The 12,972-nt window shown below is 58.9% G+C and carries 14 protein-coding genes; 5 read left to right on the forward strand and 9 right to left on the reverse strand.

The window, feature by feature from the left end; genetic code table 11:
• The first annotated feature begins 64 nt into the window (after nt 1-64).
• Nucleotides 65-766: a biotin/lipoate A/B protein ligase family protein gene (locus tag F8N96_RS27230; protein ID WP_150800422.1), complete on the forward strand. Its 702-nt coding sequence runs from the start codon at nt 65-67 to the stop codon at nt 764-766.
• Nucleotides 767-804: 38 nt separating this feature from the next.
• Here F8N96_RS27230 and crp read toward each other — a convergent pair whose 3' ends face one another.
• Nucleotides 805-1,449: a cAMP-activated global transcriptional regulator CRP gene (gene crp, locus F8N96_RS27235; RefSeq protein ID WP_150800423.1), complete on the reverse strand. Its 645-nt coding sequence runs from the start codon at nt 1,447-1,449 to the stop codon at nt 805-807.
• 247 nt (nt 1,450-1,696) lie between these two features.
• Here crp and F8N96_RS27240 point away from each other — a divergent pair, with 247 nt between their 5' ends.
• Nucleotides 1,697-2,119, forward strand: a complete 423-nt coding sequence (locus tag F8N96_RS27240; RefSeq protein ID WP_150768031.1) for an OsmC family protein — start codon at nt 1,697-1,699, stop codon at nt 2,117-2,119.
• A gap of 158 nt (nt 2,120-2,277) precedes the next feature.
• On the opposite strand, the gene coq7 is transcribed toward F8N96_RS27240, so the two are convergent.
• From coq7 to hemJ, 6 genes are all read right to left on the reverse strand, one after another.
• Nucleotides 2,278-2,925: a 2-polyprenyl-3-methyl-6-methoxy-1,4-benzoquinone monooxygenase gene (coq7, locus tag F8N96_RS27245; RefSeq protein ID WP_150800424.1), complete on the reverse strand. Its 648-nt coding sequence runs from the start codon at nt 2,923-2,925 to the stop codon at nt 2,278-2,280.
• Nucleotides 2,926-3,056: 131 nt separating this feature from the next.
• Entirely contained in the window at nt 3,057-3,395 is a 339-nt protein-coding gene (locus tag F8N96_RS27250; protein ID WP_150800425.1) for a histidine triad nucleotide-binding protein, read from the reverse strand.
• 79 nt (nt 3,396-3,474) lie between these two features.
• Nucleotides 3,475-4,263, reverse strand: coding sequence for an SDR family NAD(P)-dependent oxidoreductase (locus tag F8N96_RS27255; RefSeq protein WP_150800426.1), 789 nt, complete (start codon nt 4,261-4,263; stop codon nt 3,475-3,477).
• Nucleotides 4,264-4,325: 62 nt separating this feature from the next.
• Entirely contained in the window at nt 4,326-5,300 is a 975-nt protein-coding gene (locus F8N96_RS27260; protein WP_150800427.1) for a DUF805 domain-containing protein, read from the reverse strand.
• Between the two features lie 90 nt (nt 5,301-5,390).
• Nucleotides 5,391-6,359 carry an NAD(P)H-dependent flavin oxidoreductase gene (locus tag F8N96_RS27265; protein WP_150800428.1) on the reverse strand — a complete coding sequence of 323 codons (969 nt, stop codon included), beginning with the start codon at nt 6,357-6,359 and terminating at the stop codon, nt 5,391-5,393.
• 30 nt (nt 6,360-6,389) lie between these two features.
• The gene (gene hemJ, locus F8N96_RS27270; protein WP_150800429.1) at nt 6,390-6,818 is read right to left on the reverse strand and encodes a protoporphyrinogen oxidase HemJ; all 429 of its coding nucleotides are present in this window, start codon (nt 6,816-6,818) and stop codon (nt 6,390-6,392) included.
• 136 nt (nt 6,819-6,954) lie between these two features.
• Between hemJ and argC the strand changes: the two genes are divergently transcribed.
• Together argC and erpA are read left to right on the forward strand one after the other, a co-directional pair.
• Entirely contained in the window at nt 6,955-7,989 is a 1,035-nt protein-coding gene (gene argC, locus F8N96_RS27275; RefSeq protein ID WP_150768025.1) for an N-acetyl-gamma-glutamyl-phosphate reductase, read from the forward strand.
• Between the two features lie 167 nt (nt 7,990-8,156).
• Nucleotides 8,157-8,507, forward strand: coding sequence for an iron-sulfur cluster insertion protein ErpA (erpA, locus tag F8N96_RS27280; protein WP_007947969.1), 351 nt, complete (start codon nt 8,157-8,159; stop codon nt 8,505-8,507).
• Between the two features lie 68 nt (nt 8,508-8,575).
• Here erpA and F8N96_RS27285 read toward each other — a convergent pair whose 3' ends face one another.
• Together F8N96_RS27285 and F8N96_RS27290 are read right to left on the reverse strand one after the other, a co-directional pair.
• Nucleotides 8,576-9,667 carry an anhydro-N-acetylmuramic acid kinase gene (locus F8N96_RS27285; RefSeq protein ID WP_150800430.1) on the reverse strand — a complete coding sequence of 364 codons (1,092 nt, stop codon included), beginning with the start codon at nt 9,665-9,667 and terminating at the stop codon, nt 8,576-8,578.
• Between the two features lie 3 nt (nt 9,668-9,670).
• The gene (locus F8N96_RS27290) at nt 9,671-11,116 is read right to left on the reverse strand and encodes a peptidoglycan DD-metalloendopeptidase family protein (protein WP_150800431.1); all 1,446 of its coding nucleotides are present in this window, start codon (nt 11,114-11,116) and stop codon (nt 9,671-9,673) included.
• A 213-nt stretch (nt 11,117-11,329) separates the two neighbouring features.
• Between F8N96_RS27290 and tyrS the strand changes: the two genes are divergently transcribed.
• Nucleotides 11,330-12,529 (forward strand): tyrosine--tRNA ligase, encoded by a 1,200-nt coding sequence (gene tyrS / locus F8N96_RS27300; RefSeq protein WP_150800432.1) that lies wholly within the window; start codon nt 11,330-11,332, stop codon nt 12,527-12,529.
• The last annotated feature ends 443 nt before the right edge of the window (nt 12,530-12,972 follow it).

Consider the following 12,972-nt stretch of genomic DNA (forward strand, 5'->3'; position numbering starts at 1 on the left):
AGCGGGCTTGCCCGCGAAGAGGCCATCAAGTACCCCAAAGACTTCATGTCTTACGGAGTCATCCATGTTCCATCCAACCTCTCTAACCGTCGAAACCGGCCTGCTTGCCGAACAGGACCTGTTGGCCCATGTATGCACTGGTGACTCGGAATTTGGTCTGCTGTTCTGGCAACCCAGTGACAAGGCGCTGGTCATGCCGCGCCGATTGAATCGTCTGCCCGGGTTCGACGCCGCGTGCGAGGTGTCTGCGGCGGCAGGTTGGCCTGTGTTGTTGCGTGAAACCGGCGGTGAGCCAGTGCCGCAATCGGCATCAACCATCAACATCGCACTGGTCTACGCGCCACCGCGTAGCGAGGGTGATCAGAACCGGATCGAAACCGCTTACCGACGACTCTGCGATCCGATCTGTCAGCTGCTGGACGAGCTGGGCGGTGTTTCATCCCTGGGTGAAATCAAAGGCGCGTTCTGCGATGGCCGTTTCAACGTCAACCTTGATGGACGCAAGATGGTCGGCACCGCTCAGCGCTGGCGCCAGAGCAAAGGCGGCTCGCGTCCGGTAGGGTTGGTACACGGTGCTTTGTTACTCGATAACGAGCGCGAGTCGATGGTCGCGGCGGTCAACCGTTTCAATGAAGCCTGTGGTCTTGAACAGCGGGTTCGCGCCGAGAGCCACATTGCCCTGCATGAAAAATTCGCCGCCCCGGATGCGCTGGAACGGCTCGACGGGCTGTACCGCCAATTGCTGGCTGAGATGCTCGGTGCTTGATTTTCCAGGTTTGAGTTTTCGAGCTTGATTTTCCGGGCTTAGCGCGTACCGAAGACAACCATGGTCTTGCCTTTGACGTCCACCAGGTTGCGCTCTTCCAGATCCTTGAGCACCCGTCCGACCATTTCACGGGAGCAGCCTACAATCCGCCCGATTTCCTGGCGGGTCACCTTGATCTGCATGCCGTCGGGGTGGGTCATGGCGTCTGGCTGTTTGCACAGCTCCAGCAGACAGCGAGCCACGCGTCCGGTCACATCGAAAAACGCCAGGTCACCCACCTTGCGGGTGGTGTTGCGCAAACGTTGGGCAATTTGTCCGCTGAGTACGTAAAGAATGTCCGGATCCTGCCGGGACAATTCGCGGAATTTCGCATAGCTGATTTCCGCGACTTCACATTCTATCTTCGCGCGCACCCAGGCGCTGCGTTCCTGTTCCAGGCCGGCCTGTTCAAACAAGCCCAGTTCACCGAAAAAGTCCCCGGCGTTCAGGTAGGCGATGATCATTTCGCGACCATCGTCGTCCTCGATCAGGATGGTGACCGAGCCTTTGATGATGAAAAACAGCGTGTCCGAGCGATCCCCGGCGCAGATGATATTGGTCTTGGCCTGATAACGATGGCGCTGGCAATGCATCAACAGTTTGTCGAGGTTCTTGATTTTGGGCGTGGGCGCAATAGCAACCATGGTTCTATCCCGAAAAGACTGCACGGTGTGGTTGGTTTTTCTAGGGGGTGGCGAAACCTGCAATCGTTGTTGTCAGCAACGAGGCTGGCTATGCGCCAGCTAATTGACGCCAGCTTAACAGACACTTCCCGCAATATTCGAGCATTTACCTACGGCGCGGGAGGTTATGTCCCAGGAAGGCGGGCGCTGTCAATCAAGGGCCCTGTGCTAAGCTGGCGACCCTTTTTTATACAGTGGAGTCTTGGCGATGAAGGCACGCATCCAATGGGCTGGCGAAGCCATGTTCCTCGGCGAATCCGGCAGCGGTCATGTCGTGGTCATGGACGGTCCGCCCGAAGCCGGCGGTCGCAACCTGGGTGTCCGGCCAATGGAGATGCTTCTGCTGGGTGTTGGCGGTTGCAGCAATTTCGACGTGGTCAGCATCCTCAAGAAGTCCCGTCAGGCCGTTGAAAGCTGCGAAGCCTTCCTCGACGCCGAACGCGCGACCGAGGATCCGAAAGTTTTTACCAAGATCCACATGCGCTTTGTGGTCAAAGGCCGTGGGCTGAAAGAAGCCCAGGTCAAACGCGCCGTTGAGCTGTCTGCAGAGAAGTATTGTTCGGCGTCGATCATGCTTGGCGCGGCCGGAGTCGAAATCACCCACGAATACGAGATCGTCGAGCTCGGTTGAATTGCCGCGCAACATGGCAGCCTGTAGCTTGAGGCAATAAAAAGGCGGCTACCTTACGGCAGCCGCCTTTTTATTGGCTGAAATACGACCCCTGTGGAAGCGGCGGTGCAGCGATCCGACTTGCCCGCGAAGAGACCCCCTATCAAACAACGCAACCGTCAGATCCGGTAAGTACTCTTGGTCATCACCTTGGCCATCAGGCTCATGCCGAACTTCACCGGCGCCGGAAAACGGAAGCCGCCGGCGTCCAGTGCACTCTCAGCATGCTGCTCTTCATCGATGCGCATTTGCTCGAGGATTGCCCGGGATTTTTCATCTTCCGCCGGCAGTTGCTCAAGGTGTTCGTTCAGATGCTTGCAGACTTGATGCTCGGTAGCCGCCACGAAACCCAGGCTGACTTTGTCGCTGATCAGTCCGGCCACTGCGCCAATCCCGAACGACATGCCGTAAAACAGTGGATTGAGAATGCTGGTGTGGCTGCCTAACTGATGGATGCGTTGCTCGCACCAGACCAGGTGGTCGATTTCTTCTTCGGCAGCATGTTCCATGGCGGTGCGCACTTGCGGCAGTTTGGCGGTCAGGGCTTGCCCCTGATACAACGCCTGGGCACAGACTTCGCCGGTATGGTTGATGCGCATCAGGCCGGCGACGTGCCGGGTGTCTTCGTCGCTCATTTTCGCATCCGGCTGCACGATGGCGGGCGACGGACGGTACGGTTGGCCGCTGGAGGGCAGCAGGGTACGCATTGCAGCGTCGGCTTGCAGCAGAAGACGGTCAATCGGCGAGTAGTGACGTTGGGTAGTCATGCAGACCTCCGGGAAGAATCTCGGCGGCCAGTTTAACCCAATCGGCCGGTGAAGGTTTGTGCTGGGTCATTGCGTCGCAGGCTTGATCTGTAGGAGCCAGCAAGCCGGCTCCTACAGAGTACGGTGTTGTATCAGCCCGGCGGCCAATGCATCTGGCGCTGACCCAATACATGCATATGAATGTGATAAACCGTCTGCCCGCCCAGTGGATTGCAGTTCATGACCACACGGAACCCTTCTTCGCAGCCCAGTTCCAGCGCCAGGCGTTGGGCTGTGAACAGAATATGCCCGGCCAATGCCTTGTCGTCCTCGGTGAGGTCGTTCAGGGTGCGCACCGGCTTCTTCGGGATCACCAGAAAATGTACCGGTGCCTGTGGGGCGATGTCGTGGAAGGCCAGTACCTGGTCGTCCTCGTAGATGATCTTCGCCGGGATTTCCCGGTTGATGATCTTGGTGAACAGAGTATCCACAGCAGTTTCTCCGTTGTTTGGGCTGGCCTGAGTGTACTCATGGGAGATGCGCCAGCCCAGTGTTTTACCGTAGGACTATTCAGCGCGGACAGTGGGCCTTGTTGACCATGCCGGCGATTGTCCGGGTCAGCCACCGCGAGCCGAGCCGCGGCAGGAAGGCGCGCCAGCGGTTGCGTCGGCCCGGAATGATGATGGCGCGATTTTTCTCCAGGGCGCGCACGGTATAGAGCGCGACTTCCTCGGGGCTCATCAGCAGTTTGCTGTCGACCAGTTTGTCGGTGTCCAGTTGCGCGGTGCGGAAAAATGCGGTGCGAGTCGGGCCAGGGCAGAGCACTGAAACCTTGACCGCACATTTTTTCAACTCGACGCGCAACCCTTCGGAAAAGTGCAACACATAGGCTTTGCTGGCGTAATAAGTGCTCATCCACGGGCCCGGATGGAATGCTGCGACCGAGGCGACGTTCAGAATCTGCCCGCCACCCTGCAAGGCCATGCTGTTGCCGACCGCATGACACAGGCGGGTGAGGGCGAGAATGTTCACCTCGATCAGATCCTGCTCGGTCATCCAGTCCTGAGCCAGGAAAGGACCACAGGTGCCCATGCCGGCGCAGTTGACCAACAGGTCGATCTGGCGATCACCTTCCTCCAGTTCCAGCAGAAACCCGGACAGGCGCAACGGTTCGCCCAGGTCACAGGCCCGGAATAGCACTTCCACGCCAAAACGTTGAGTCAGTTCGATCGCAATGCTTTCCAGCTGATCACGCTGTCGGGCCACCAGAATCAGGCTGCGGCCGCGCCGGGCCAGCGCTTCGGCCATTGCCAGGCCGATGCCGCTGGAAGCGCCAGTGATCAGAGCGTAACGGGTCATGCAATTCTCCATCGCAACAGCTCCGCGCCCGCGACGCAGGTGTCACGGGCGGGAAGCGCTGTTCATTCTTTCGCAGAGTCTACAGGGGGCCGGGCTTCTTCGGCTGCATCGTCAGCTGAATTTGGTGCAGGCTCTGCTTCCACAGCGGTTTGATCTTCGATCTCCCCGGTGGTGACCGAGTCACTTTCGTAGCGGCTCTCGGTAGCGCTTTCGTATTCGCTATGGATCGCAGTGAGCCCGCCGGTCAGCCCGCCGATCAACAGGATCGCGACAAACACCAGCCATAGCGCAGACAGGACCTTGACCGCTGCGCTGTTGGGCGGTGGTGGCGCACCGTAGCGATTGGCGGTGTTGTTGCCCGGCATGATCATCATCACGAACGGAAAGAAGCTGCCCACGAACGGCACGAGCGTCAACAGCCAGAGCCAGCCGGACCAGCCGATATCATGCAGACGCTGGACGCTGAACTGGATGCTGACGAACCCGAGCACCACGATGAGAATAAAGGCCAGCAGGCTTGCGAGAATCAGACCGGCGCTGGAGTCCGTGCTGATAAGGGCGAGGCCGAAAACGCCGAGCACGGCCCCGATGCCAAGCGTCACCAGCATCAGCACCATCGTCCAGGCCAGATAGCGCAAGCGGCCGATACGGCCTTCGAAACTGAACGCCTTGAGCGGGGCGAACGCCGGCAGCGCTTCGCCGACAGCCGCGCGCGGCGGTGCATAGGGTGATTCCGGATCTGTCGATGGAGGTGGGTTGGCAGGCGTGTGTTCGTGCGCATCTGACAGGTTCAGTTCGACCTGGGGTTCACTTTCGATCCGGGCATCGATGCCGGTTTTCGTCAGCGCCTGCAGATAAGTCTGGGCATCGGCCTGTGACAGGTCGCGTTTGAGTGCAACCGGCCGGCCACTGAACAGCCGCTCGATGGCAGCGACATCGGATTTGAATAGCTGGGCGAGATTGAGTTTGGCGGTGGTGGCCTCGACACCGGGCAGCAGAGCGCCGTCGAATACGATCTTGTAACGGTTTTCGCTCATTGCGAGGCATCCTTGTCGCGAAAAATTCGAATGGAGTGTTGCGCGGCCGGCGTGCAAGGCCAGCCGAGCGCGACTGGCCGGGTTGCCCCGTCAGCGCGGCCAGCGCTCGCGCAGCTGTGCCGCGCGTTCCAGGGCCTTGCGGTATTCATCGTCCAGACGTGCAACCAATTGATCGACACTCGGCAGGTCATCGATTGCGCCGACGCCCTGACCTGCGGACCATACGGTTTTCCAGGCTTTGGCTTCATCGCTCAACGGCTTGAGCTTGGCGCCGAAGTTGACCTCGCCCTTGCCTTGCAATGCCGCCATGTCGAAACCGGCGGCCTCCAGGCTTTGACGCATGAAACTCGCCGGTACGCCCGACACTGCTGGAGTATGAACGATGTCCGCGGCTCTGGAAGTCAGCAACATCTGCTTGTAGGCGTCAGGGGCATGACTTTCGGTAGTGCCGATGAATCGTGTACCGAAGTAGGCCAGGTCCGCGCCGAGCAATTGTGCGGCGAGAATCTCGTGACCGTGGTTCAGGCAACCGGCGAGCAGCAGGGTCTTGTCGAAGAACTGGCGGATCTCGGCAATCAGCGAGAACGGGCTCCAGGTGCCGGCGTGTCCACCGGCCCCCGCCGCTACGGCGATCAAGCCATCTACCCCTGCCTCGGCGGCTTTCTCGGCATGACGACGGGTCGTCACGTCGTGGAACACCAGGCCGCCATAGCCGTGGACGGCATCGACCAGTTCCTTCACGGCACCAAGGCTGGTAATCACGATCGGCACTTTGTGCTCGATGCAGATCTCCAGGTCCGCTTGCAGGCGCGGGTTACTGTTGTGAACGATCAGGTTCACCGCGTAAGGCGCAGGGTTATCCAGTGTCGCCAGCCCGGCTTCGATTTCTTCCAGCCAGGCCTTGAAGCCACTGCTCTCGCGTTGATTGAGCGCGGGAAAGCTGCCCACCACACCATTTCGGCAGCAAGCGAGCACCAGTTGCGGGTTGGAAATCAGAAACATCGGCGCTGCCACCACGGGCAGGCGCAAACGTTGTTCGAGCAAAGCGGGCAGCGACATTGGAAGTACCCCGGTGAGTTGTGCCTGAAATCAGAACGGCCGAACGACGACCAGAATTACGATAGCCAGCAATAGCAGAACCGGCACTTCATTGAACCAGCGATAAAAGACATGGCTGCGGGTGTTTTCGCCACGGGCAAAACGTTTCACCTGGGCCCCGCACATGTGGTGGTAGCCGATCAGGATCACCACCAGCGTCAACTTCGCGTGAATCCAGGCGCCCTGACTGAATATGCCGGGGTTCAAGCCGATCAGCGCGATGCCGAAAATCAGCGTGGCGATCATCGCCGGTCCCATGATGCCGCGGTACAGCTTGCGCTCCATGAGGCTGAAGCGTTCCTTGCTGACGGTGTCTTCGCTTTGCGCGTGATAGACGAACAGGCGCGGCAGGTAGAACAGGCCGGCAAACCAGCAGACCATGCTGACGATGTGCAACGCTTTGAGCCATAGATAAAGCATTTTTTAGTTATTCCCAGGTTCACGGTAAGCGCGATAGTAGAGGCTTGAGGCTCCGCACGTCACCTTGGCGGTTGTCGCAGGACGATACGGGCCCTATTATCGACGGCTTTCCAGTGGGTTCGTTGAGGGCAGGTTTATGGTCAAGGTCGGTATCGTCGGCGGCACGGGTTACACCGGTGTCGAACTGCTGCGTCTGTTGGCGCAGCATCCGCAAGCTGAAGTGGTAGTGATCACTTCCCGATCCGAGGCCGGTCTGGCCGTGGCTGATATGTACCCGAACCTGCGCGGTCATTACGATGGCCTGGCATTCAGCGTTCCGGACATCAAGACCCTGGGCGCTTGCGACGTGGTGTTCTTCGCAACGCCTCACGGTGTTGCCCATGCCTTGGCCGGTGACTTGCTCGCGGCCGGGACCAAGGTCATCGACCTGTCGGCCGACTTCCGTCTGCAAGACGCCGATGAATGGGCCAAGTGGTACGGTCAGCCGCACGGTGCGCCGCAATTGCTTGAGGAGGCGGTCTATGGCTTGCCGGAAGTCAATCGCGAGCAGATCAGGCAGGCTCGCCTGATCGCCGTACCGGGTTGCTACCCAACGGCCACGCAATTGGGTTTCCTGCCGTTGCTCGAAGCTGGCTTGGCCGATACCGCTCGCTTGATCGCAGACTGCAAATCCGGTGTCAGCGGTGCCGGTCGTGGTGCTTCCGTAGGCTCGCTGTACTCCGAGACGTCGGAAAGCATGAAGGCCTATGCCGTCAAAGGCCACCGTCACCTGCCGGAGATTCGCCAGGGGCTGCGTCGTGCAGCAGGCAAGGACGTCGGCCTGACCTTCGTTCCGCACCTGACACCGATGATTCGTGGCATTCACTCCACGCTCTACGCCACCGTTGTTGATCGCTCGGTGGACCTGCAGGCGCTGTTTGAAAAGCGTTATGCCAACGAGCCGTTCGTCGATGTGATGCCGGCCGGCAGCCATCCGGAGACTCGTAGCGTACGGGGTGCCAACGTCTGCCGTATCGCTGTGCATCGCCCTCAGGATGGCGATCTGGTGGTTGTGTTGTCGGTGATCGACAACCTGGTCAAAGGCGCTTCGGGTCAGGCTGTGCAGAACATGAACATTCTGTTCGGGCTGGATGAGCGTCTGGGCCTGTCCCACGCCGGCATGCTGCCGTAAGTTTTATCGAGTACAGCCAAAGGCCCGTCTGACGGGCCTTTTTTGCATTGCGGGCCGGCGATTGGATTGGTTGATATACCATAACAATAGTTGACCGCTTTTCTAGGAGAAGCGGATAATGCACGTCATCACGCAATATGGCGGCGTAACGCCGGGAGATAGTCAGCATGAGCGTCGAATCCTTCACCCCCACGGCTTTGCAATTCACCCACGGTGCCGCGCACAAGGTGAAGAGCCTGGTCGATGAAGAGGGGAATGATCGCTTGAAGCTGCGCGTATTCGTTACGGGCGGCGGTTGTTCAGGTTTTCAGTACGGCTTCACCTTCGATGAAGAAGTGGCCGATGACGACACCATCGTCGAGCGCGAGGGTGTGAGTCTGGTCGTCGATCCGATGAGCTTCCAGTACCTGGCAGGTGCCGAGGTGGATTACCAGGAAGGTCTGGAAGGTTCGCGTTTCGTCATCAAGAACCCGAATGCCTCCACCACGTGTGGCTGCGGCTCTTCGTTCTCGATCTGATCGCGCAGCGCACCACAAGGCGCCGCATGGCCTCAGGGCCCTGCGGCGTTTTGCTGTCCGCAGATCGGTCAGGCGGGGTAGATGGCGCCCAGTACGCGCAGGCCACGGGCGCCGGTGACGCTGGGGCGATTGGCCGCAATGCCTTCCAGGCAGCAATGGGCCAGCCAGGCAAAGGCCATGGCTTCAACCCAGTCCGGGTCGACACCGCAAGCCGCGGTGCTGCTGACCTTTGCCTTGGGCAGCAGGCTGGCCAGGCGGGCCATCAACGTGGCGTTGTGCGCACCGCCGCCGCAAACCAGCAATTGCCGGGTGTCCGATTGAGCGCTTTGCAATGACTCGACAATGGTCAGCGCGGTCAGCTCAAGCAGTGTTGCCTGTACGTCTTCGGCGGCGAAGCTGGGCAACCGTGACAGGTGCCGGGTCAGCCACGGCAGGTTGAACACCTCGCGACCGGTGCTTTTCGGGCCTTGTGTCACAAAAAACGGATCGCTGAGCAATGCCTTCAGCAGAACAGGTTCGACCTTGCCGCTGGCAGCCCATTGGCCGTCACGATCAAAATGATCGCCGCGTTGCTGGTAAATCCAGGCATCCAGCAGCACATTCCCGGGGCCACAGTCGAAACCGGCTACAGGTTTGCCAGGTTCGATCAGGCTCAGATTGCTGAAGCCGCCGACGTTCAATACCGCGCGGTTTCCGGCCTGTTCTTCAAACAAGGCCTCGTGAAAGGCCGGAACCAAGGGTGCGCCTTGCCCGCCAGCTGCGACGTCGCGGCTGCGGAAGTCGCTGACGACGGTGATGCCGGTCAGCTCGGTCAGCAGGGCAGGGTTGCCGATCTGCACCGTGAACCCGCGCGACGGTTCATGGCGAATGGTCTGGCCGTGGCTGCCAATCGCGCGAACGTCTACAGGTTTCAGGTGTTGTTGATCAAGGAGGGCGTGAATACCCTGCGCGGCCAGTTTCACCCAATTCTGCTGGGCGATGGCGGAGCGGGCGATCTCGTCCGGGCCGCTGGCGCACAAGCCAAGCAGCTCGGCGCGCAGGGCGTCAGGCATGGGGATGTAGTGCGTGGCGATCAACCTGATCGCCGAGGTTTGCTCGATCAGCGCAATGTCCAGTCCATCAAGGCTGGTCCCGGACATCACACCTATATAGAGCGTCATGACTTAGCGCTTCGAAGCCAGCAGGGTGGCTTTCTCTTGGTCCATGCGCGCCATCAATGGCTGACTCTGCGCGAGGAAGCGTGCGCGTTCGGCCTTGGAGATCGGATCGGCCATCGCCACCTTCTGGCCCAGCGGGTCGACGTGTACGCCATTGACCTGGAACTCATAGTGCAAGTGCGGGCCGGTGGAAAGCCCGGTGGTACCGATATAACCAATCACCTGGCCCTGCTTGACGCTGCCGCCAGTCTTGACGCCCTTGGCGAAGCCTTGCATGTGGCCGTAAAGCGTGCGGTAGGTATTGCCGTGCTGGATGATCACGGTATTGCCGTAGCCGCCCCGGCGACCGGCCAACAGTACTTTGCCATCGCCGGCAGCCTTGATCGGGGTGCCACGTGGTGCGGCGTAGTCGACACCTTTATGCGCGCGGATCTTGTTCAGGATCGGGTGCTTGCGGCCCATGGAGAATTTCGAGCTGATGCGGGCGAAATCCACCGGGGTACGGATGAACGCCTTGCGCATGCTGTTGCCATCAGCGGTGTAGTAGCTGCTGTTGCCTTGTTTGTTGGTGTAACGCACGGCGGTGTAGGTCTTGCCGCGGTTGATGAAGCGCGCGGAAAGTATCGGGCCAGTGCCGACTGCTTTTCCATTGACGACTTTCTGCTCGTAGATCACGTCGAACTGGTCGCCCGGGCGAATGTCCTGGGCAAAGTCGACGTCATAGCCAAACACACTGGCCATGTCCATGGTCATTCTATGGGACAGACCGGCGCGAGCGGCAGACTGCGACAGCGAACTGTTGATCACGCCGTGAACGTAGGCAGAGCGTACGGTCGGTTTGGCGGTAATGCGGTTGAAGGCATAACCCTTGTCATTCCTGGTCAGGCTGATGGTTTCGAGATCGCTGACCTTGCTGTGCAGGTTGACCAGTTGGCCTTCCGGGTTCAGTTCGAACTCGAGCTTCTGGCCACGCTTGAGTTGGCCGAAAAGCTTGGCTTGTTTACCGCTGGCCAGCACTTCATGTACCGAAGCTGCGGGAAGGCCGACTTTCTCGAACAGAGTAGAGAGCGTGTCGCCCTTGGCGACGACCACTTCCCTGTGGCTGGGCGCTTTCTTTTCTTCGATGGCAGGCACAGGTGCTGCTGTAGGAGCAGGTGCAGGTTCCGACGCGACCTCAGCGGTTTGCGCGGTCTCTTCGGTGCTGTTTTCGATCTGCGCGAAAGGGGACTCTTGCGGCTCGTTTGTGGCCTGGACGGCGTCGGCAGCGTCTTGATCTTGTGTCAGTTGTTCTGCAGGGCTTTCCAGTTCAAGACTCAGGGTCGTTCTTTTGGCTTCAACATCGCTGGAAGGGAATACCAGAAGCGCCAGGCTCAGGAGCGCGGCGATGCCACTCGCTGCGAGCAGGTGGGTCTTCGGGTAAAGCGGCGGCGCTTTAGACGGTTTTTTGGTCATAGGTAATGTTTGACTTTGAAAAAGATGAATTGGAAAAGATGAATGACATGATGAAGATGAAATAACTGTATAAAATATAACCAAATCATCTCTGAAGCAAGTCCGCGGACGCTCTGTCGGTGGATTGGCGTCCGTGCGCCGGGCAAAACTTTGTATTTGACGCGCGATCTTGTATGGTTGGTCCCCTTTGAATTCGAGCCTTGCGGGTCTGTTATGAAGTCGGTTGAAGAGCAGCTAGCGCTGATCAAACGTGGTGCGGAAGAACTGTTGGTCGAGGCCGAGCTGATCGAAAAGCTCAAGCGTGGCCAGCCGCTGCGTATTAAGGCGGGCTTCGATCCGACCGCGCCGGATTTGCACCTGGGTCACACCGTGCTTATTAATAAGCTGCGCCAGTTCCAGGACCTGGGGCACCAGGTGATCTTCCTTATAGGTGACTTCACCGGGATGATCGGTGATCCGAGCGGCAAGAGCGCGACGCGCCCTCCGCTCACCCGCGAGCAGGTTCTCGAAAATGCCGAGACCTACAAGACGCAGGTGTTCAAGATTCTTGATCCGGCCAGGACCGAGGTGGCGTTCAACTCCACCTGGATGGATCAGATGGGGCCGGCTGACTTCATCCGCCTGACTTCGCAGTACACCGTTGCGCGCATGCTCGAGCGCGACGACTTCGACAAGCGCTATACGACCAATCAGCCGATTGCCATTCATGAGTTCCTCTACCCGCTGGTGCAGGGGTACGACTCTGTCGCATTGCGCGCGGACGTCGAGCTTGGCGGAACCGACCAGAAGTTCAACTTGCTGATGGGGCGTGAGCTGCAGCGTGGTTATGGCCAGGAGCCTCAGTGCATTCTGACCATGCCGTTGCTCGAAGGTCTGGATGGCGTGAAGAAGATGTCCAAGTCCTTGGGCAACTACGTCGGTATTCAGGAAGCGCCGGGCGTCATGTACAGCAAGCTGGTGTCCATCCCCGATGTGCTGATGTGGCGCTATTTCGAATTGCTCAGCTTCCGCTCCATGGAAGAGATCAACGCATTGCGCGCGGATGTCGAGGCGGGTGCCAATCCGCGAGACATCAAGATCAAGCTGGCTGAAGAAATTGTTGCGCGTTTCCATGGCGAGGAGGCTGCGGCCAATGCTCATCGTGGGGCGGGCAACCGTATGAAGGACGGCGAGCTACCGGATGATCTGCCGGAGATCGAGTTGACGGCGACCGAAGATATGCCGATCGCTGCCGTCCTTAATAAGGCAGGCCTGGTGAAGAACTCTGCCGTGGCGCGTGACCTGCTCGGTTCAGGTGGTGTGCGTATAGATGGTGAAGTGGTCGATCGCACCTTTATATATGCACTGGGCGCGACGCATGTTTGCCAGGCCGGAAAGAAGGCATTTGCGCGTATTACGCTTAAATCCGAATAAAGCGGAATTTAAGGCTTGACGGCAGATTCTGGAAGTCTATAATTCGCCCCACTTCCGGCGCAGTCGAAACGGAAAACTCCTTGGTAAACAAAGAGTTACGCAGTTTTCGGCAGCGAGTTGCTTCAGGTTATCGAAGCCCGGAAGGAGTTGATAGAGCGGTGTTGTTTGGCTCTTTTGACGGTTCGATCTTCTCGGTCGAAAGCGGAGAAAAAGAGGTGTTGACAGCAGCGACTAACGCTGTAGAATTCGCCTCCCGCTGACGAGAGATCGGAAGCGCAAGTGGTTGAAGTTGCAAAGGAAACTTTGAAAGCTTCTAAAAATAACCGCTTGACAGCAGCAGAGGAAAGCGTAGAATGCGCGCCTCGGTTGAGACGAAAGATCTTAACCAACCGCTCTTTAACAACTGAATCAAGCAATTCGTGTGGGTGCTTGTGGAGTCAGAC

The sequence above is a fragment of the Pseudomonas fluorescens genome (assembly GCF_902497855.1).
Lineage (GTDB): Bacteria > Pseudomonadota > Gammaproteobacteria > Pseudomonadales > Pseudomonadaceae > Aquipseudomonas > Aquipseudomonas fluorescens_BI.

What these genes read in the sequence shown, in the direction of transcription:
- F8N96_RS27230 (WP_150800422.1), top strand. Translation starts at nt 65, where the DNA reads ATGTTCCATCCAACCTCTCTAACCGTCGAAACCGGCCTGCTTGCCGAA.
- crp (WP_150800423.1), bottom strand. Translation starts at nt 1,449, where the DNA reads ATGGTTGCTATTGCGCCCACGCCCAAAATCAAGAACCTCGACAAACTG.
- F8N96_RS27240 (WP_150768031.1), top strand. Translation starts at nt 1,697, where the DNA reads ATGAAGGCACGCATCCAATGGGCTGGCGAAGCCATGTTCCTCGGCGAA.
- coq7 (WP_150800424.1), bottom strand. Translation starts at nt 2,925, where the DNA reads ATGACTACCCAACGTCACTACTCGCCGATTGACCGTCTTCTGCTGCAA.
- F8N96_RS27255 (WP_150800426.1), bottom strand. Translation starts at nt 4,263, where the DNA reads ATGACCCGTTACGCTCTGATCACTGGCGCTTCCAGCGGCATCGGCCTG.
- F8N96_RS27260 (WP_150800427.1), bottom strand. Translation starts at nt 5,300, where the DNA reads ATGAGCGAAAACCGTTACAAGATCGTATTCGACGGCGCTCTGCTGCCC.
- F8N96_RS27265 (WP_150800428.1), bottom strand. Translation starts at nt 6,359, where the DNA reads ATGTCGCTGCCCGCTTTGCTCGAACAACGTTTGCGCCTGCCCGTGGTG.
- hemJ (WP_150800429.1), bottom strand. Translation starts at nt 6,818, where the DNA reads ATGCTTTATCTATGGCTCAAAGCGTTGCACATCGTCAGCATGGTCTGC.
- argC (WP_150768025.1), top strand. Translation starts at nt 6,955, where the DNA reads ATGGTCAAGGTCGGTATCGTCGGCGGCACGGGTTACACCGGTGTCGAA.
- erpA (WP_007947969.1), top strand. Translation starts at nt 8,157, where the DNA reads ATGAGCGTCGAATCCTTCACCCCCACGGCTTTGCAATTCACCCACGGT.
- F8N96_RS27285 (WP_150800430.1), bottom strand. Translation starts at nt 9,667, where the DNA reads ATGACGCTCTATATAGGTGTGATGTCCGGGACCAGCCTTGATGGACTG.
- F8N96_RS27290 (WP_150800431.1), bottom strand. Translation starts at nt 11,116, where the DNA reads ATGACCAAAAAACCGTCTAAAGCGCCGCCGCTTTACCCGAAGACCCAC.
- tyrS (WP_150800432.1), top strand. Translation starts at nt 11,330, where the DNA reads ATGAAGTCGGTTGAAGAGCAGCTAGCGCTGATCAAACGTGGTGCGGAA.